Below are 17,388 nucleotides of genomic sequence, written 5' to 3' on the forward strand. Positions count from 1 at the left end.
CGTCGAAGTGGTTCGGCGCAGAAAATGCGCTCACTCAAAATTCCAGAGCCTCAGCCGATTGGCTGAGGCTCTCTAGGGGAGCCGCTATGCCTGAGGTCCGGGCCGCCCGCAGATCCGCCTTCGCCGGCGACGCCGGCCTGCAGGCGTTGCGATCGACCTTCAAGGCGGCGTTCTGGACGGCGGGCGGCTTCGCGGCGCGGCGGGCCTCGCAGCGGCGCGACCATGACGAAGCGGAACGGTTCGAGCCGACCACGCCGCCGCCGGACCGGCTGCGCCTTCGGCGCGCCTGGCTGGAGGCGTTCGTGAAGGACGCGGCCGACGTCGCGGCCGGGCTCTACCCGGCCTCCGAGCCGATGTTCAGCGACCCGCGCCGGGCCTTCGACGCGGTCGAGGACCTGGTGAAGGACGCGCGCGAGGTGGCCGACCGGCGTCGGCGCAAGGGCGGCGTCGAAGCCAGGAGCGAAGCCGGATCAGAAGCTTATCCGCTCTACTATCGGCAGAACTTCCACTTTCAGAGCGGCGGCTGGTTCACCCCGGACAGCGCGCGCCGCTACGAGCCGCAGGTCGAGGCGCTGTTCTCGGGCGCGGCCGGGGCCATGCGCCGGCGGGCCCTGTCGCTGCTGGCCCGGGCCTGGCGCGGGCGCGACCAGCGCGGCCTGACGGTGGTCGACCTGGCCTGCGGAGCGGGAGCCTTCCTCACCGACCTGAAGACCGCGTTTCCGCGCGCCCGGGTGATGGGGCTGGACCTGTCGCCGAGTTATGCGCGCGAAGCCGCCGCCCGCAGCGGCGCGCCGGTGACGCAGGGCCACGCCGAGCGCCTGCCGTTCGCCGACGCCAGCCTCGACGCGGTCAGCTGCATCTACCTGTTCCACGAGCTGCCGCCGAAGGTCCGGCCCGTGGTGGCCGCCGAGATCGCGCGGGGGCTGAAGCCGGGCGGCCTTCTGGCGCTCGCCGACTCCGTCCAGCCGCAGGACGAGCCGGGACTGGCGCGGCTGCTGGAGGCCTTTCCGGCCTTCTTCCACGAGCCGTACTACGCCAGCTGGCAGGCGACCGACGTCGAGGCGCTGTTCGGCGAGGCGGGCCTCAGCCCGGCCGGGTCCGACAAGGCGTTCCTGACTAAGGCGTGGCTGTTCGAGAAATCTCCTCCCCCGCTGCGCAGGGGAGGAGACGGGAGCGCCTAACCGAACAGGCTCATCTGGTCCCCGGCCTTGGGCGGCACGCGGAACTGGCTGGTGTCGGCCTCGATGGTCCGCTCTCGGTTCAGGCCGTAGCGCTTGCAGGCCAGGGCGAAGCGTTTGGCCAGCAGGTCGGCGACCGGGCCGGTCCCTTTCATGCGCGTGCCCCACTGGGCGTCGTAATCGCGCCCGCCGCGGGTCTGGCGGACCAGGGACATCACCCGTGCCGCGCGGTCGGGGCGGGCCTCCTCCAGCCACTCGCGGAACAGGTCCTTGATCTCCAGCGGCAAGCGCAGCGTCACGAACATGGCCCGGGTCGCGCCGGCCTCGGCCGCGCGCTCCAGGACGCTTTCCATCTCGTGGTCGTTCAGACCCGGAATGGCCGGGGCGAAGCCGACCCCGACCGGCACGCCGGCGTCGGCCAGCCGCTTGATCGCCTCGAGCCGCTTTTCCGGCGTGGCTGCGCGCGGCTCCATGGCCCGGGCCAGCTTGCGATCCAGCGTGGTGATCGAGACGTAGGCCCCGGCCAGCTTGCGCTCGGCCATGCGCGAGAGGATGTCGACGTCGCGCACGATCAGCGCCGACTTGGTGATGACGCTGAGCGGGTGGTTGTAGCGGTCCAGCACCTCCAGCACCTGGCGGGTGATGCCGAGCTTGCGCTCGATCGGCTGGTAGGGGTCGGTGTTGCCGCCGATGTGCACTTTCTCGCACTTGTAGCCGGGCTTGGAGAGCTCCTTCTCCAGCAGCGCCGCCGCCTCGGGCTTGAAGAACAGCTTGCTCTCGAAATCCAGGCCCGGCGACAGGCCCATATAGGCGTGGGCGGGACGCGCGTAGCAGTAGGTGCAGCCGTGTTCGCAGCCCCTGTAGGGATTGATCGACCGGTCGAAGCCGATGTCGGGGCTGTCGTTGCGGGTCAGGATGGTCTTGGCCCGCTCGGGGCTCAGCAGGGTCTCGATCTGCTTCGGCTCGTCGTCGTCGGGCAGCCAGCCGTCGTCGAACGCCTCGCGCTTGTCGCTTTCATAGCGGCCGGTGGCGTTGGAGCGGGCGCCGCGCCCGCGGGGCAGGGCAGGGTGGATGGCCATGCCCGCACTCTACGCCCGCCTCGGGAACGAAACAAGAACGGATGGTGCGGCGATCAGCCCTCGCCCGGGCCGGTCACCTTGAGGCCGCGCGCCTTCAGCGCGGCGATCACGCCGTCCTCGGCCAGCAGCCGGCGCAGGGGCACGACCGCGACCGCGTGGCCGGGGGTGTTCAGGGCGTTCGCGATGGCGGCGGTCTGGTCGTTCAGGGCGCGTTTGCGCAGCTCGACGCCGCCGGACAGCAGCAGCAGGCAGCGGTCGAACTTGCGCGGCGCGCTGATGGCGGCGGCGACGTCGCCGCGGGCCCAGCCCTCGGCGGCGCGCCTGGCCGGCGCGTCGCCGGCCTCGAGGTCGTCGAGGATGGCCCCGAGGCATTGGTGTTGGACGGCCGGGGTCAGGTTCGCCAGTACGCGTTGTACGGCCGGCACGGCCTCGTATCGGGTGCTGCGCACCTTGGCCTTGGCCTTCTTGGCCGACTTGCGGATCTGGGGTTCGACGCTGGTCCAGCCGCGACCCGTGTCGCTCGCCAGCCGCGCGCCGGCGACCAGCGGGATCCACTCCGCGTAGCGGCTCGCCGGCCGCCCGGCGCGTTCGCGCGCCGAGACGAAACGCGCGCGCAGGTCCGCCGGCAGGTTGGCCTCCATCGGCGTCTCGGTGCGCAGCTGCTTGCGAAGCTTCACCAAGGCCGGGACGTCGCCGAGCCCGGCCGCCAGGCTGACCCCGTCGATCAGGGTGTGGGCGCCCTTCAGCCGGTTTTCCAGTACGGCGTGATCCCATGTCATGCCGGGCGGCAGCTGCCCGTCGGGGGCGCCCAGGATGTAGACCGTGCTGTCGCCGTCGGTGACCTTCCACCAGGCCGGGCCGGGCAGGCGGGCCCTGACGATCAGGTCTTCCACGACGGCGGCGTCGGGATCCTCCAGCGTCTGGGCGGCGGCGGGACCCGCGGACAGCATGAGGACGACGGCGAGGGCGGCGAGCGAGCGGACGATCACGGGCGACTCCGGCGATTGGCCGAGCATTGGTCTGCGAGCTTGCGGCGAAAGCGTGACCGTAGGAAATTCGAAATCGCGCAACCATTCAGTTGCGGGATTGTCTGGATCGGGCTATCAACCCCGCAACCAGGAGGTTGCTGATGTCCGACCGCATCGAAAAGACCGTGGACCTGAACGCCCCGCTCGAGCGTGTGTGGCGGGCCCTGACCGACGCCGACCAGTTCGGCCAGTGGTTCCGGGTGAAGGTGGAAGGCCCGTTCGTGCCGGGCGAGATCGCGCGCGGACAGATCACCCATCCGGGTTACGAGCACGTGGTCTGGCAGGCGCGGATCGTGCGGATGGACGAGGCGGCGCGGGTGTTCGCCTACACTTGGCACCCCTACGCCGTGGATCCGAAGGTCGACTATTCGCAGGAGACGCCGACCCTGGTCGAGTTCAGCCTGGAGCCCACGGACAGCGGCACGCGCCTGACCGTCGTGGAGTCCGGCTTTGACGCGGTCCCGGCTCACCGCCGCGCCGAGGCCTTCCGCATGAACGACGGCGGCTGGGCCGCCCAGATGCAGAACATCCGCGCCCATGTCGAAGCCTAACGTCCGGCTGCGCGAGCGGGACCCGGCGCCGGTGTTCGCGGCGCTGGGCGACCGCACGCGCCTGGGCCTGCTGGCCCGGCTCAGCGACGGCCAGGCGCGCTCGATCTCGGCCCTGTCGTCCGACACCAGCCTGACCCGCCAGGCGGTCACCAAGCACCTGCATGTGCTGGAGGAGGCGGGCCTGGTCAGCAGCCTGCGCGTCGGCCGCGAGAGCCGCTTCACCTACCGGCCCGAGCCGATCGCCGACGCGCGCTCCTACCTCGACGAGGTGTCGGCGCAGTGGGACGGCGCGCTGGGGCGGCTGCGCGCGCTGGTGGAGAGCGATTGACCGGAGCCGCAGCCGCGCTTTGATCCCGGCGTGATCTCGGTGGTGATTCCGACCCTGAACGCCGGACCGCGGCTGGCGGAGACGCTGGCGGCGCTGGTTCCCGGCGTGGTCGAAGGCCTGATCCGCGAGGTGGTGATCGCCGACGCCGGCTGGACCGACGAGACGCGCGCGCTCGCCGACGCCTCAGGCGCTCGGCTGGTCGAGGCCGAGCGGGGCCGGGGCGCGCAGCTGCGCGCCGGCTGCGCCGCGGCGAAGGGGCCGTGGCTTCTCATCTTGCACGCCGACACGCGGCTGGAGCCGGGCTGGATCGAGGCGGTGCGCGACCACCTGCAGGCCTGGCCTGACCGGGCCGGCTACTTCCGCCTGGGCTTCGACGACGCGGGCGCGGCGGCTCGCCTGTGGGCGGCCGGGGTCGCCGTGCGCAACCGGCTGTTCGGCCTGGTCTACGGCGACCAGGGGCTGCTGCTGCCGCAGGCCCTCTACGACAAGGTTGGCGGCTATCCCGACTGGCCGCTGCTGGAGGACGTCGAGATCGTGCGCCGGCTCGGGCGCGGGCGGCTTCGGCCGCTGGCGGCCCGGGCGGTGACCAGCGCCGAACGGTTCCGGCGCGAGGGCTGGCTGGCCCGCACCGCGGGCAACTGGGCGATCCTGGCTCGCTTCCTGGTCGGGGCAGACCCGCGAGACCTCGCGAAACGCTACGAGCGCGGCCGATGAGCCGCCCAACCGTGATCGTCTTCGCCCGCGCGCCGGCCATCGGGGTCGGCAAGTCGCGGCTGGCGCGCGACGTCGGCGCGGTGGAGGCGTGGCGCGCCTACCGGACCATGACCGCACGACTGCTGCGGCGGTTGGCGGACCCGCGCTGGCGGGTGGTGGTGCGGATCACGCCCGACGCGGCAGGCCTGTCGGGCTTCGTTTGCGAAGGGCAGGGCGGCGGCGACCTTGGGGCGCGGCTGGAGCGGGCGATCCGGGCGCATGCGCGCGGGCCGGTGGCGGTGATCGGCACGGACGCGCCGGACGTCACGCCCGCGCGGATCGCCCGCGCCTTCGACGCGGCGCGTCCGACCGGCGCGGCCATAGGTCCCGCGGAGGATGGCGGCTTCTGGATTCTGGCCCTGTCGCCGTCGAAGGCGCGGCGCATCGCCTTTCCGGGCGTGCGGTGGTCGACGCCGGACGCCTTTGCGGACACGCGGGCGGCGCTGGCCGGAGAAGCGGCGGTGCTGGAGGTTTTGGCGGACGTGGACGACGGGCCGGCGCTCAGGGCCTGGCGGCGGCGCGCGCGGCTGTGATCACTTCTCGCCGTTGATCAGGGCGGCGGTGGCGAGGGGCTGCGGCGCCCCTTGGGTGTCCAGGCGCATGTCGACGCGCTTGGCGCCGGCGGCGACCGCGTCCAGCGACTTGGTGTCCTGGCCCATGATCCGACGATAGGCCCAGTAGGCGGCCATCACCTCTTCGACGTACACGCGGGTCTGCGGGACCTGAATGCTCTCGATGAAGGTCAGGACGTCGGCGTCGGGGCCGAGCTGCTTGGCCGGATCCATGACCCGCAGCGGGCCGCCGTTGTAGGCGGCGATCACGCGCAGCATGTCGTTGCCGACCGGGCCCTGGCTGGCCAGGTAGGCGATGTAGGCCTGCCCGACGCGCAGGTTGGTGGCCGGGTCGAGCAGCAGTTCGGGCTTCTTGGCCAGCTTGTCGTCGCCGGTCAGCCAGGCGGCGGTCGACGGCATGACCTGCATCAGGCCGTAGGCGCCGACGTTGCTCTGGGCGGACGGATCGAAGCGGCTCTCGCGGCGCATCAGGGCGTAGAGCAGGGCCTTGTCGACCGTGAACGGCACGTCGACGCCCAGATCGGGCATCGGATAGTCGCGCGCGTCCACCACGTCGCGGGTTCGGCTGGCCGACAGCTGGTCGTTCAGCGCCATGGCCAGCGCGGTCCAGTCGGCGCGCTCCGGCTCGGTGCGGGCGGCCGCCATGCCGGCGCGCAGCTCCAGGCCCGCGTCCATGGTCTGGCCCAGCTGGGCCAGGGCCACGGCGCGCTTGGCGCGCGGGTTGGTCTTGATCAGCTGCTGCAGGGCGGGCGTGGCGAGGTCACCGCCAGCCGCGGCGGTCTTCATGACCACCGGCTGGGCGGCTTGCGCCAGGTAAGGCTGGGGGCCGGTGCGCAGCGCCGGCTCGAGGCCCAGCTGCCGCTCGGCGATCATGCCGTAGAAGGTGTGCGGGAACTGCGCGGCCACGCGCAGCAGCTCCGGCGCGTCCTGGGGCGTTCCCCGGGCGACCGCCGAGCGGGCGGCCCAGTAGGCGCCGCCGGAGCGCACCCACGGGTCCTCGGTGACGTCCAGGGCGATCATTTCGAAGCGGCGGAAGGCCTCTTCGTAGTCGCGCTGGCGCCAGGCGGCGAGGCCCGCCACCCACCAGTCGCCGGTCTCGGTGGCCAGCTTGCGCGCGTTGGTCAGGTCGCCGGCGTTCAGCGCCTCACGGGCGGCCTTCGGGGTCAGCGGCTCGAACCGCTCGCCGGTCTGCACCGCGTTGAGGACCGCGTCGATGCTCTCCCAGGTGCGCTGGCCCGCTGGGGTGACCGTGGTCGGAGCGACCCCGTCGATCGAGGTCTCGGTGGGCTTGCGCTTGGCCGCGAGCGCACGCACGCGCTGGGCGCCGGGCAGGTCGGCGTACTTGTCCAGCCACGCCATCAGCTCGGCGTAGGTGGCGGTGTAGGCGGTCGGGTGGAAGAGCTTCTGGAACTCGACGAAGCCGAGCAGGCTCTTGTCGGAGACCCTGGCGGTGTTCTGTTCGGCGGAGGCGAAGTCGCCGCGTTTCACGGCGTCGAAGGCGGCGGCGTACAGCTGGGCGTCCCAGGGCGACAGGGCCTTGGGCGCTTCCGCGGCGCGCGCAGGGGCGCCGGCGACGACGAACATCAGGGCGGAAAGCGCGATCGCCGCGCTCCGTACCGACTTCATCCGAACCCCTCTGAGCCGACCCGAACCCCGTCCCGGGCCTCAGGCTCGTTACCACCTACGGCGTGACCTTTCAGGTTGTAACGCTCAGGAGGCGAGCGGATCAAGCCGTGCGGTCAGCGACAAAAGATCAGCCCAAGCTTTCTTCTTGGCTAACGGCTGGCGCAACAGGAACGCCGGATGCAGCGTCGGTAGAGCGGGCAGAGCCAGCGCGCCGTCCTCGGCGCGCCACTCGCCCCAGCGGCCGCGCAGGCTGAGAATTCCTTCGTCTTTTTTCAGAACCGAGCGCGCGGAGGCGGCGCCGACCACGAGCAATAGTCGCGGCCGGGTCAGGCTGATCGTCCGTTCCAGGAACGGCGCGCACACGTCCTGCTCCTGCGGCGAGGGCGGTCGGTCGCCCGGCGGGCGCCAGAACACCGTGTGGGTGATCAGCGCCCGTTCGGTCAGGCCGGCGGCGGCCAGCATGCGGTCCAGCAAGCGACCCGGCGCGCCGGCGAAGGGCCGGCCCTGCGCCTCGTCGTCGGCGCTGGGCGCCTCGCCGATCACCACGACGTCGGGCGTCGTGCTGCCGCGCATGAAGACCGGCCGTTTGGCGCCTTCGTAGGCCAGCGGGCAGGTTTCGAAGCTGGCGAGGGCGGCTTCCAGTTGTTCCAGGCTCTGGGCGTCCGCGGCGAGGCGTCGCGCCTCGAGCAGGGCGTCGGACAGGTCCGGCGCGCCGCGCAGGACCGGAGACACCGCCTGCAGCACGGGTTTGGCCGGTTCCGGGCGGGGCGGGGCGAGGGTGCGGTCGACCGGTTCGTCGGCGAACGCGGCTTCGACGCCCGCGTCCCGCCAGAAGGCGAACAGGCTTTCGAGCGCGCGGAGATCGACGGGGTCTGGAGAGGAATGCACAGGCGCTTACATGGACAGCAAAGCGGTCGGCCTTGACCGCCCTTGCGTCACATTCGGATAAAGCCGCTGAACGATCAACCGGCGCGCCTGCTTCGCGCGCCCTTTCAGACTGAAAGTACGACGATGGCCGACCAGCCGGCGCGCGAGTCCATGGAATACGACGTCGTCATCGTGGGGGCGGGCCCGGCCGGCCTGGCCGCAGCGATCCGCCTCAAGCAACTCGCCGCAGAGGCGGGCACGGAGACCTCCGTGGCCGTTCTGGAAAAGGGTTCGGAAGTCGGCGCGCACATCCTGTCCGGCGCGGTGATCGACCCGGTCGGCCTGACCGAGCTGTTCCCCGACTGGAAGGAACGCGGCGCGCCGCTGGAGACGCCCGTCCGCAAGGACAAGTTCCTGGTGCTGGGCCCGCAGGGCGAGCTGGACATCTCCTGGCTGCCCACCCCGCCGTGGATGAAGAATCACGGCTGCTACATCGCCTCGCTCGGCAACCTGTGCCGCTGGCTCGCGCAGCAGGCCGAGGCGCTGGGCGTCGAGATCTATCCGGGCATGTCCGCCTCGGAGCTGGTGTTCGACGAGGCCGGCGCGGTGAAGGGCGTCGTGGCTGGGGTGTTCGGCGTCGACCGGGAAGGTCACGAGAAGCCCGACTACCAGCCCGGTATCGAGCTGCACGGCAAGTACACCTTCCTGGGCGAGGGCGCGCGCGGTTCGCTGTCGAAGATCGCGATGGCCAAGTACGACCTGTGCGCCGGCCGCGAGCCGCAGAAGTACGGCCTCGGCGTCAAGGAGCTGTGGCAGGTCCCCGCCGACAAGTTCCAGCCGGGCCTGGTGCAGCACACCCTGGGCTGGCCGCTGGACGACCAGACCGGCGGCGGCTCGTGGATGTACCATTTCGGCGACAACTACGTGTCGATCGGCTTCGTGGTGCACCTGAACTACAAGAACCCGTACCTGTCGCCGTTCGAGGAGTTCCAGCGCTTCAAGCTGCACCCCTCGATCCGCCACCACCTGGAGGGCGGCCGGCGTGTGTCCTACGGGGCGCGGGCGATCGTCGAGGGCGGCTACCAGTCGGTGCCGAAACTCAGCTTCCCGGGCGGCGCCCTGATCGGCGACTCCGCCGGCTTCGTGAACGTGCCGCGCATCAAGGGCAGCCATAACGCCATCTCGACCGGCCGCCTCGCGGCCGACGCCGCCTTCGCCGCCCTGCAGGCCGGCCGCGCCGGCGACGAGCTGGTCGCGTACCAGAGCGCCTACGAGGGCTCGCGCGTGGCCAAGGAGCTGCGCTCTGTGCGCAACGTGAAGCCGCTGCTGTCCAAGCTGGGCAACACCTGGGGCATGCTGGCCGGCGGCGTCGACATGATGACCAACTGGCTGCTGGGCGGCTTCTCGTTCTTCGGCACCATGAAGCACGGCAAGACCGACGCGGCCTCCACGGGCCTGGCGGCGGACTACAAGCCGATCGCCTATCCCAAGCCCGACGGCGTGCTGACCTTCGACCGGCTGTCCTCGGTGTTCATCTCGAACACCAACCACGAGGAGGATCAGCCCAGCCACCTGAAGCTGATCGATCCGAACATCCCGATCGAGATCAACCTGCCGAAATACGCCGAGCCGGCGCAGCGCTATTGCCCCGCGGCGGTTTACGAGGTCCTCTACGACGAGACGGGCCACAATCCGCGCTTCCAGATCAACGCCCAGAACTGCGTTCACTGTAAGACCTGCGACATCAAGGACCCGTCGCAGAACATCGTCTGGACCACGCCGGAGGGCGGCGGCGGTCCTAACTATCCGAACATGTGATCCGACGGGTCGCGGTTCGCACCAGGGGGCGCCTCGCCATGCTTCGTTCGGTTTCCATCGCCGCGCTCCTCGCCCTCCTTGTCCAGGGCGGCACGGCGATCGCCGCCCCGGTTGACGTGGGCGCGACGATCTCGGACGGCGGCTCGGTCTACGGCCGCTATCTGGCGGGGCGGGCAGCCATGCAGCGCGGCGACAGCGGCCAGGCGGCCCGCTACCTCGCCGCCGCCGCCGCGGCGGATCCCGACGACGCCGGCGTGCGCGAGCGGGCCTTCCTGGCCGCGCTGATGAGCGGCGACGTCTCGCGGGCGGCGACCCTGGTTCCGTCCGGGGAGGAGGGGCCGGCCGGCGTCCGCAGCCTGGGCCAGATGACCTGGGCGGTCGAAGCCCTGGCGGCCGGGCACGGCCCCCAGGCCGACGCCGCCTTCAGGGACGCGAACATCTCCTTCCCGCACACCATGGGCGGGACCCTGCTGAAGCCCTGGCTGGCCGCCGCCGCCGGCGACTGGGACCGGGCGCTGCAGGAGCCGCAGACCGATCGCCTGACCCAGCTGTTCTCCCAGCTGGGCCGCGCGCGCCTGCTGGAGGCGCGCGGTCGCAAGAAGGAAGCCGAGGCGGCCTATCAGCAGCTGGCCGGGGACACCGCCGGCGCCTCGCTGTTCCGCATCCACTACGGCGAGTTCCTGGAGCGCGCCGGCCGCCGCAACGACGCGATCGCGGTCTACGACGCCGGCCTAGCCGAGACCCCGTCCGACGGCTCGCTGCAGCGGGCCCGCGCGCGCGCCATCAAGCGCGGCCGCCCGCCGGCGCCGCTCACCGTCAAGCAGGGCGCGGCCGAAGCGCTTTGGATGACCGCCGCCGCCCTGACCGCCGAACGGCAGATGGAGCTGGGCCTGGCCTATCTGCGGTTGTCGCTGCGGCTGGATCCGGAAATGGACGAGGCCAAGATGATGGTCGGCGACGCCATGAGCGCCGTCGACGACGAGGAGGCGGCGCGCGAGGCCTGGGCCACGGTCAAGGTCGGCTCGCCCCACTATGTCGACGCGCGCAGCCGCCTCGCCTGGAGCTTCCAGGCCGCGGGTGAAAGCGAGACGGCCGTGTCCCTGGCCCGCGAGACGGTGGCCAGCACGCCCGGCGACACGACCTCGGAGCTGGCCCTGGCCGACGTCCTGCGCGCGGCCGGGCATGCGCAGGAGTCCGTCGGCGTGCTCGACCGTCTGGCCACGCGCAGCAACCCGGACTGGCGCGTGTTCTACATGCGCGGCGTGGTGCTGGAGCGGCTCGGCCGCTGGGACGACGCGCAGGTCGACCTCAAGCACGCCCTGGACCTGCGGCCGGACGATCCGGAGCTGCTGAACTATCTCGGCTACAGCTGGATCGACCGCGGCGTGCGGGTTCAGGAAGGCATGGCCCTGATCGAGAAGGCGGTCGCCCAGCGTCCGACCTCCGGCGCCATTCAGGACTCCCTGGCCTGGGGCCACTATCGGCTGGGCGAGTACCCCAAGGCGGTCGAGCTGCTGGAACGCGCGGTGGTGCTGGAGCCCGGCGATCCGGCCGTCAACGACCACCTCGGCGACGCCTACTGGCGGGTCGGGCGCAAGCGCGAGGCCGGCTTCCAGTGGAAGCGCGTGCTGACCCTCAATCCCGACCCGACCCTGCGCGCCGCCGTCGAAGGCAAGATCGAGAAGGGCATCGACGGCGAGCCGGCGGCGGCGGCGAAGTGAGCCGCAGCGCGTTCGCGCCGGCCAAGGTCAACCTGTTCCTTCACGTCGGCGCGCCGGACGCCGAGGGCTACCACCCGCTGAGCAGCCTGGTGGTGTTCGCCGACGTGGGCGACCAGATCAGCGTCGAGCCGGCGGAAGACCCGGCCTTCCTGGTGGACGGTCCCTTCGCCGGCGGACTGGCGGGGGAGGGCGACAACCTGGTTCTGCGCGCCGTGCGCGGGCTGGAGCGCGCCGCGGGCGGGAGCTTCCCGCCGCTGCGCCTGGTGCTGCGCAAGGAGCTGCCGATCGCCGCCGGGCTGGGCGGCGGGTCCAGCGACGCCGGGGCGGCGCTGCGCCTGCTGCGCGAGGCCCTTCAACTGAAGCTGTCCGACGACGCGCTGACCGAGATCGCCGCGGGCCTGGGCGCCGACGGGCCGATGTGCCTCTGGCGCGAAGCCGCGATCGCCGAAGGACGGGGCGAACGGCTGTCGGCGCCGCCCGGCCTGCCGGAAATCCACGCCGTGCTGGTCAATCCGGGCGTGCCCTCGCCGACCGGGCCGGTCTATCGCGCCTACGACGCGGCCGGGGCGCCGGGCGGGGCGGACCGTCCCCCGCTCCCCGACGCGTTCGACAGCGTCGAAGAGCTGGCGGCCGTGCTGGGCGCCTGCCGCAACGACCTGGAGGCGCCGGCCGTCGCCCTGGCGCCGGCCATCGGCGCCGCCTTGCACGTTCTGCGCGGCCAGCCGGAGGTGCTGCTGGCGCGGATGTCGGGCTCAGGGGCGACCTGTTTCGCGCTGTGCGGCGGCGAACTGGAGGCGGCGAGCCTGGCCGAACGCCTCGGGGCCGAGCGGCCCGACTGGTGGGTCCGGGCCTGCCGCCTGGCTTGAGCCTTCAAGGAGTGACGCTCCGCTGGGGCAACTTCGCCGACACCCGGTGCGTTATGCGGGGGTGAACAAGCGGAGTCGGGGATCTTTCCGGAAGGGACCTCCTCAATGCTCAAGCTGAAACTGCTTACGGCCGCAGCCGCCGCCGCCCTCCTGGCTAGCGCGGCGGCAGCCCAGACGGCGTCGCAGAGCGCCCCGCCTGACGACACGGCCCAGTCCTCCGCGGCCTCGGCCGCCAGGGACCAGGCCATGAAGGACACCATGCCGCCGTCGTCCTCGACGGCCGGGCAGAACTCACCGTCCGAGACACCTTCCAGCCAGGCCATGCCGTCTAGCCGGACCACGCCCTCGACGAGCGGCAGCAGCGTTTCCTCCGGCCAGCAATCCGCGGCGGCCGAGCAGACGTCCGGCCGGGCGCCGACGTCCAAGGAGGGGATGTCCGACCGCACGACCCGCGCCTGGGTCGACATGGACCTCGAAGAGACCACGGTCGGCACGTCGCGCCTGTTCGTCGGCACCATCACCGACAGCGCCGGGCAGTCGATGCAGATCATCACCAATGGACCGGTGCCGGACAACGCCACCAACCGGGCCGAATTCCCGCCGCTGAGCGCCGCCGGCCGCCGCACGAGGCCGCAGGGCAACTGACGACGCTGCGCTGCAGCGAAATTCTTCGGAGGGCGGGAACATCACCCGCCCTCCGCGTGTCTCTGTCGCCGGGGTTTTCGGGGATCGCGCCCGCGCTGTCGGGCTCCCAGACAGGGATGCTTTCGTATGAAGTCGACTGTCCTGTTCGGCGCTTGCGCCGCCTTCGTCCTTGCGGCCGCCGCCGCGTCCGCCCAGACCGAAACCACCGCCGCCACGATGCCGGCCGATCCTGCCGCGCCCGCGAAGCCAGCGCAGGCGCCGTGGCCGGAGAAGTCGGCCGCCACCGCCGACCCGGCCTCGCCCGAGGCCCTCGCCGCCGCCGTGATGGCGACCCCGGCCGCCGCGATGGCCGCGCCCTCGGCCGCCGGCGCGGCGGTCACGGCGCCCGCCGCCAAGGCCGACGTGATCGAGGCGATGCGCGCCCAGGGTCAGTTCGGCACCCTTCTCAAGGCGATCGAGGCCGCCAACCTGACCGAGCGGCTGAAGAGTTCGCCGGGCGTCACCGTGTTCGCCCCGACCGACGCCGCCTTCGCCGCCCTGCCGGCTGGCGCGATGGAAAAGCTGCTTCAGCCTGAGAACGCTGAGCAGTTGCGCAAGGTGGTGCTCTATCTGACCGTGGACGAGAAGGTCGCGCCGGCCCAGCTGGCCAGCCACAAGGGCGCGCTGAAGACCGAAGCCGACGCCGAAATGACCCTGGGCGCGGCCGGCGGGCGCGTCACCGCCGACGAGGCCACAGTCACCAAGGACATCAGCGCCGGCAACGGCACCGTCTATGCGATCGACAAGGTGATCGCGCCGGAAGGCGTGGAGCTGGGCGCCGCCGCGAACTGACGTTCTTCCATCTGAGCCGGGCGCTTGCCGCCCGAGACGGCGGGCCCTATGGTCCGCCGTCTTTTTTTGCGCCCGCGAAGAACCCCCGTGTCCGCCAAAGAACCTCTCTCGTTTCAGGATCTGATCCTGACGCTGCATCGCTATTGGAGCGAGCAGGGCTGCCTGATCCTGCAGCCCTACGACGTGGAGGTGGGGGCGGGGACGCTGCACCCGGCCACCGTGCTGCGCGCGCTGGGGCCGAAGGAGTGGAAGGCCGCCTACGTTCAGCCCTCGCGCCGCCCGGCCGACGGCCGCTACGGCGAGAACCCCAACCGGCTGCAGCACTACTATCAGTATCAGGTGATCCTGAAGCCGAACCCGGCCGACCTGCAGGAGCTCTACCTGGGTTCGCTGGCGGCCATCGGCATCGACCCGCTGCTGCATGACATCCGCTTCGTCGAGGACGACTGGGAAAATCCGACGGTGGGCGCCTGGGGCCTGGGCTGGGAAGTCTGGTGCGACGGCATGGAGGTCACCCAGTACACCTACTTCCAGCAGGTGGGCGGGCTGGACGTCTTCCCGGTGGCTGGCGAGCTGACCTACGGCCTGGAGCGCCTGGCCATGTACGTGCAGGGCGTGGACAACGTCTACGACCTGAAATTCAACAACGCCGGCGTCACCTACGGCGAGGTCTTCCTCGAGAACGAGCGGCAGAACTCCGCCTTCAACTTCGAGGCCTCGGACGTCGAGACCCTGAAGCGGCAGTTCGAGGACATGGAGCGCGACGTGCCGCGCATCCTGAACCACCGCGGCCCGCAGGGGCAGAAGCTGGTGTTGCCGGCCTATGACCGGGTGCTGAAGGCCAGCCACCTGTTCAACCTGATGGACGCGCGCGGGGCCATCGCGGTGGCCGAGCGGCAGAGCTACATCGGCCGCATCCGCGACCTCTGCAAGATGTGCGCGGAGGCCTGGGTCGCCCAACAATCGGAGCCGGCGGCGTGACCCAGATGAGCTATCTGGATTTCCCGCTGGGCGAGGCCTCCCTGGAGGCGCGGGCCCAGGACCCGGGACATCCGGCCGCCTTCTTCTGCTCGGGCGTCGGCCAGATCGCCGGCTCCGAGGTGCACAAGGCCAACCTGTTCCTGGTGCGCCGCAGCGGCGACGATCCGACCGACTGCGGCGAGCTGGAGCTGCGCGACCGCGCCTGGAGCGGCCGGCTGCTGTTCGAGCCGGCCGCCTTCGGCCTTCTGATGCGCGCCTTCTTCGCCCCGGCCGAGACCAAGCTCTCGGTCCAGTTCTTCGCCCACCCCGACGGCGACGCCCTGAAAGTGCGTCAGCTGTCGTTCGGCGTGACCCGGCTGACCTGACATGCCCCAGCTTCTGCTCGAACTGTTTTCCGAAGAGATCCCGGCGCGGATGCAGGCGAACGCCGCGCGCGACCTGGAGCGTATGGTCGTCGAGCGGCTGAAGGAGGCCGGCCTCGGCTACGAGCGCCTGCAGACCTTCGCAGGCCCGCGCCGCCTGACCCTGGTCGCCGACGGCCTGCCGGCCGCCCAGGAGGACCGGGTCGAGGAGCGTAAAGGTCCCCGCGCCAACGCGCCGGAGCAGGCCCTGGCCGGCTTCCTGCGCTCGACCGGCATGACCCGCGAGCAGCTGGAGGAGCGCGACGGCGTGCTCTTCGCCCGCATCGAGAAGAGGGGGCGCCCGACCCCTGAAATCGTTGCGGAAATCGTCGAGGCGGTAGTGCGCGGCTTCCCCTGGCCGAAGTCGATGACCTGGGGGCGGGGCAGCCTGCGCTGGGTGCGCCCGCTGCGCCGCATCCTGTGCGTGTTCGACGGCCAGATCGTGCCGCTCTCGATCGACGGGATCGTCGCCGGCGACGTGACCGAAGGCCACCGCTTCATGGGCTCGAAGGCGCCGTTCCGGGCGCTGGACTTCGCCGCCTACCGCAACGGCCTGGCCGAGAACTTCGTGGTGCTGGACGCCGCCGAGCGCAAGGCGCGCATCCTGGAGACGGCGCGGTCGCTGTGCGCCGCGCGAGGCGTCGAACTGGTCGAGGACGAGGGCCTGCTGGACGAGGTCTCGGGCCTCGCCGAATGGCCCGTGCCGATCCTGGGCGTCATGGATCCGGCCTTCCTGGATCTGCCGCCTGAGGTGATCCGCACCTCCATGCGCACGCACCAGAAGTACTTCGCCGTGCGCGAGCCCGGCTCGAACCGGCTGGCCCCGCACTTCATCGCCGTGGCCAACATCGAGGCCAAGGACGGCGGCGCCGCGATGGCCACGGGCTACGCCCGGGTGCTGTCGGCCCGCCTGAACGACGCGCGCTTCTTCTGGAACGAGGACCGCAAGATCCCGCTGGAGGACCGGCTGGAGAAGCTGAAGGGCGTCACCTTCCACGCCAAGCTCGGCACCATGTACCAGCGCGTGGAGCGGATCACCGCCCTGGCCCGTGAGATCGCGCCGCTGGTCCACGCCGATCCGGCGCTGGCCGCCACCGCCGCGGGGTTGGCCAAGGCGGACCTGGCCACCGGCATGGTCGGCGAGTTCCCGGAGCTGCAGGGGGTCATGGGCGGCTACTACGCCCGCCAGGAGCCCTACAGCGACGCGGTCCACCATGACGCGCCGCAAGGCTTCAACGACGGGACCGAGGATCCGCTGTCCTCGACCGACATTCTCGCCGTGGCCCAGTGTCCGCACCCGGCCGAGACCCGGGCCTGGTACGACGGCCTGAGCCGCGACTGCGTCGAGGACGTCGCCGTCGCCATCCGCGACCACTACAAGCCGCAGGGTCCGGCCGACGCCGTGCCGCTGGCCCCGGTCAGCGTGGCCGTGGCTCTGGCCGACAAGCTCGACACCCTGGTCGGCTTCTTCGCCATCGACGAGAAGCCCACCGGTTCGAAGGACCCGTTCGCCCTGCGCCGCGCCGCCCTGGGCGTTATCCGCATCGCGCTGGAGACGCGGGCGCGGTTCTCGCTGCGGAGCCTGGTCGAGCAGGCCGGCAAGGCGGACGCGCAGGAACTGGCCGCCTTCTTCGCCGACCGCCTGAAGGTGCTGCTGCGCGACGAGGGCAAGCGCTACGACCTGGTCGACGCGGTTTTCGCCCTGGGCGACGACGACCTGGTGCGCATCGTCGCGCGGGTGGAGGCGCTGGACGGCTTCCTGCACACCGAGGACGGCAAGAACCTGCTGGCCGGCTACCGCCGCGCTGTGAACATCCTCAAGGCCGAGGCCAAGAAGGCGCCCGCCGAGGAGGCGAGCTACGCCGCCGCGGTCGACGCCGGCCTGCTGGGCGAGGCCGAAGAGAAGGCGCTGGCCGAAGCTTTGGCGAAGGCGCTCGGCGAGCTGGAACAGAGGCTCGGCCATGAGGATTTCAAGAGCGCGATGGCGGCGCTGTCGGGCCTGCGCGGCCCGGTGGACGCCTTCTTCGACAAAGTGCTGGTCAACGACCCCGATCCGGCGGTGCGGTTGAACCGGCTACGCCTGTTGTCTCAAATCCGTGACGCGGCTAATCGCGTCGCCGACTTCTCGCTGATCGCGGGCTGA

17 protein-coding genes are annotated in these 17,388 nt (G+C 71.5%); 13 read left to right on the top strand and 4 right to left on the bottom strand.

What is annotated here, in order from left to right; translation table 11 throughout:
• Positions 1-86: 86 nt before the first annotated feature.
• Positions 87-1,181, top strand: a complete 1,095-nt coding sequence (locus H8B08_RS08610) for a class I SAM-dependent methyltransferase (protein ID WP_187449787.1) — start codon at positions 87-89, stop codon at positions 1,179-1,181.
• Here the strand turns inward: H8B08_RS08610 and H8B08_RS08615 are convergent.
• Together H8B08_RS08615 and H8B08_RS08620 are read right to left on the bottom strand one after the other, a co-directional pair.
• Positions 1,178-2,257, bottom strand: coding sequence for a PA0069 family radical SAM protein (locus tag H8B08_RS08615; RefSeq protein WP_187449788.1), 1,080 nt, complete (start codon positions 2,255-2,257; stop codon positions 1,178-1,180). The two genes, H8B08_RS08610 and H8B08_RS08615, sit on opposite strands and share 4 nt — an antisense overlap.
• A gap of 53 nt (positions 2,258-2,310) precedes the next feature.
• Positions 2,311-3,246 (bottom strand): TraB/GumN family protein, encoded by a 936-nt coding sequence (locus tag H8B08_RS08620; protein WP_187449789.1) that lies wholly within the window; start codon positions 3,244-3,246, stop codon positions 2,311-2,313.
• 140 nt (positions 3,247-3,386) lie between these two features.
• On the opposite strand from H8B08_RS08620, the gene H8B08_RS08625 reads away from it, so the two are divergent.
• The 4 genes from H8B08_RS08625 to H8B08_RS08640 are packed head-to-tail and all read left to right on the top strand — an operon-like array spanning position 3,387 to position 5,450.
• Entirely contained in the window at positions 3,387-3,836 is a 450-nt protein-coding gene (locus H8B08_RS08625; RefSeq protein WP_187449790.1) for an SRPBCC family protein, read from the top strand.
• Complete coding sequence (locus tag H8B08_RS08630; protein ID WP_187449791.1) at positions 3,823-4,164, top strand: helix-turn-helix transcriptional regulator; 342 nt, start codon at positions 3,823-3,825, stop codon at positions 4,162-4,164. The genes H8B08_RS08625 and H8B08_RS08630 overlap by 14 nt, the downstream gene beginning before the upstream one ends.
• Before the next feature lie 30 nt (positions 4,165-4,194).
• Positions 4,195-4,878 (top strand): TIGR04283 family arsenosugar biosynthesis glycosyltransferase, encoded by a 684-nt coding sequence (locus H8B08_RS08635; protein ID WP_187449792.1) that lies wholly within the window; start codon positions 4,195-4,197, stop codon positions 4,876-4,878.
• Positions 4,875-5,450 (top strand): DUF2064 domain-containing protein, encoded by a 576-nt coding sequence (locus tag H8B08_RS08640; RefSeq protein ID WP_187449793.1) that lies wholly within the window; start codon positions 4,875-4,877, stop codon positions 5,448-5,450. Before H8B08_RS08635 ends, H8B08_RS08640 begins: the two co-directional genes overlap by 4 nt.
• Here H8B08_RS08640 and H8B08_RS08645 read toward each other — a convergent pair whose 3' ends face one another.
• The gene (locus H8B08_RS08645; protein ID WP_187449794.1) at positions 5,451-7,115 is read right to left on the bottom strand and encodes a lytic transglycosylase domain-containing protein; all 1,665 of its coding nucleotides are present in this window, start codon (positions 7,113-7,115) and stop codon (positions 5,451-5,453) included.
• A gap of 84 nt (positions 7,116-7,199) precedes the next feature.
• The gene (locus H8B08_RS08650) at positions 7,200-8,003 is read right to left on the bottom strand and encodes a uracil-DNA glycosylase (protein ID WP_187449795.1); all 804 of its coding nucleotides are present in this window, start codon (positions 8,001-8,003) and stop codon (positions 7,200-7,202) included.
• Positions 8,004-8,126: 123 nt separating this feature from the next.
• Here H8B08_RS08650 and H8B08_RS08655 point away from each other — a divergent pair, with 123 nt between their 5' ends.
• The 8 genes from H8B08_RS08655 (at position 8,127) to glyS (ending at position 17,388) form a co-directional block, all read left to right on the top strand.
• A complete protein-coding gene (locus H8B08_RS08655) occupies positions 8,127-9,800 on the top strand; it encodes an electron transfer flavoprotein-ubiquinone oxidoreductase (protein WP_187449796.1) in 1,674 nt (557 codons plus the stop codon).
• Between the two features lie 38 nt (positions 9,801-9,838).
• Complete coding sequence (locus tag H8B08_RS08660; protein ID WP_187449797.1) at positions 9,839-11,521, top strand: tetratricopeptide repeat protein; 1,683 nt, start codon at positions 9,839-9,841, stop codon at positions 11,519-11,521.
• Positions 11,518-12,387 (top strand): 4-(cytidine 5'-diphospho)-2-C-methyl-D-erythritol kinase, encoded by an 870-nt coding sequence (locus tag H8B08_RS08665; protein ID WP_187449798.1) that lies wholly within the window; start codon positions 11,518-11,520, stop codon positions 12,385-12,387. The genes H8B08_RS08660 and H8B08_RS08665 overlap by 4 nt, the downstream gene beginning before the upstream one ends.
• Before the next feature lie 105 nt (positions 12,388-12,492).
• Positions 12,493-13,032 carry a hypothetical protein gene (locus H8B08_RS08670; RefSeq protein ID WP_187449799.1) on the top strand — a complete coding sequence of 180 codons (540 nt, stop codon included), beginning with the start codon at positions 12,493-12,495 and terminating at the stop codon, positions 13,030-13,032.
• Between the two features lie 126 nt (positions 13,033-13,158).
• Positions 13,159-13,863: a fasciclin domain-containing protein gene (locus H8B08_RS08675; RefSeq protein WP_187449800.1), complete on the top strand. Its 705-nt coding sequence runs from the start codon at positions 13,159-13,161 to the stop codon at positions 13,861-13,863.
• Between the two features lie 87 nt (positions 13,864-13,950).
• Positions 13,951-14,844, top strand: coding sequence for a glycine--tRNA ligase subunit alpha (locus H8B08_RS08680; RefSeq protein WP_187449801.1), 894 nt, complete (start codon positions 13,951-13,953; stop codon positions 14,842-14,844).
• Positions 14,841-15,209, top strand: a complete 369-nt coding sequence (locus H8B08_RS08685; protein ID WP_187449802.1) for a hypothetical protein — start codon at positions 14,841-14,843, stop codon at positions 15,207-15,209. Before H8B08_RS08680 ends, H8B08_RS08685 begins: the two co-directional genes overlap by 4 nt.
• A 1-nt stretch (position 15,210) precedes the next feature.
• Positions 15,211-17,388, top strand: a complete 2,178-nt coding sequence (gene glyS, locus H8B08_RS08690; protein WP_187449803.1) for a glycine--tRNA ligase subunit beta — start codon at positions 15,211-15,213, stop codon at positions 17,386-17,388.

The organism is Caulobacter sp. 17J80-11, from assembly GCF_014349105.1.
Lineage (GTDB): Bacteria > Pseudomonadota > Alphaproteobacteria > Caulobacterales > Caulobacteraceae > 17J80-11.

What these genes read in the sequence shown, in the direction of transcription:
- glyS (WP_187449803.1), top strand. Translation starts at nt 15,211, where the DNA reads ATGCCCCAGCTTCTGCTCGAACTGTTTTCCGAAGAGATCCCGGCGCGG.
- H8B08_RS08615 (WP_187449788.1), bottom strand. Translation starts at nt 2,257, where the DNA reads ATGGCCATCCACCCTGCCCTGCCCCGCGGGCGCGGCGCCCGCTCCAAC.
- H8B08_RS08610 (WP_187449787.1), top strand. Translation starts at nt 87, where the DNA reads ATGCCTGAGGTCCGGGCCGCCCGCAGATCCGCCTTCGCCGGCGACGCC.
- H8B08_RS08625 (WP_187449790.1), top strand. Translation starts at nt 3,387, where the DNA reads ATGTCCGACCGCATCGAAAAGACCGTGGACCTGAACGCCCCGCTCGAG.
- H8B08_RS08660 (WP_187449797.1), top strand. Translation starts at nt 9,839, where the DNA reads ATGCTTCGTTCGGTTTCCATCGCCGCGCTCCTCGCCCTCCTTGTCCAG.
- H8B08_RS08640 (WP_187449793.1), top strand. Translation starts at nt 4,875, where the DNA reads ATGAGCCGCCCAACCGTGATCGTCTTCGCCCGCGCGCCGGCCATCGGG.
- H8B08_RS08670 (WP_187449799.1), top strand. Translation starts at nt 12,493, where the DNA reads ATGCTCAAGCTGAAACTGCTTACGGCCGCAGCCGCCGCCGCCCTCCTG.
- H8B08_RS08630 (WP_187449791.1), top strand. Translation starts at nt 3,823, where the DNA reads ATGTCGAAGCCTAACGTCCGGCTGCGCGAGCGGGACCCGGCGCCGGTG.
- H8B08_RS08645 (WP_187449794.1), bottom strand. Translation starts at nt 7,115, where the DNA reads ATGAAGTCGGTACGGAGCGCGGCGATCGCGCTTTCCGCCCTGATGTTC.
- H8B08_RS08655 (WP_187449796.1), top strand. Translation starts at nt 8,127, where the DNA reads ATGGCCGACCAGCCGGCGCGCGAGTCCATGGAATACGACGTCGTCATC.
- H8B08_RS08675 (WP_187449800.1), top strand. Translation starts at nt 13,159, where the DNA reads ATGAAGTCGACTGTCCTGTTCGGCGCTTGCGCCGCCTTCGTCCTTGCG.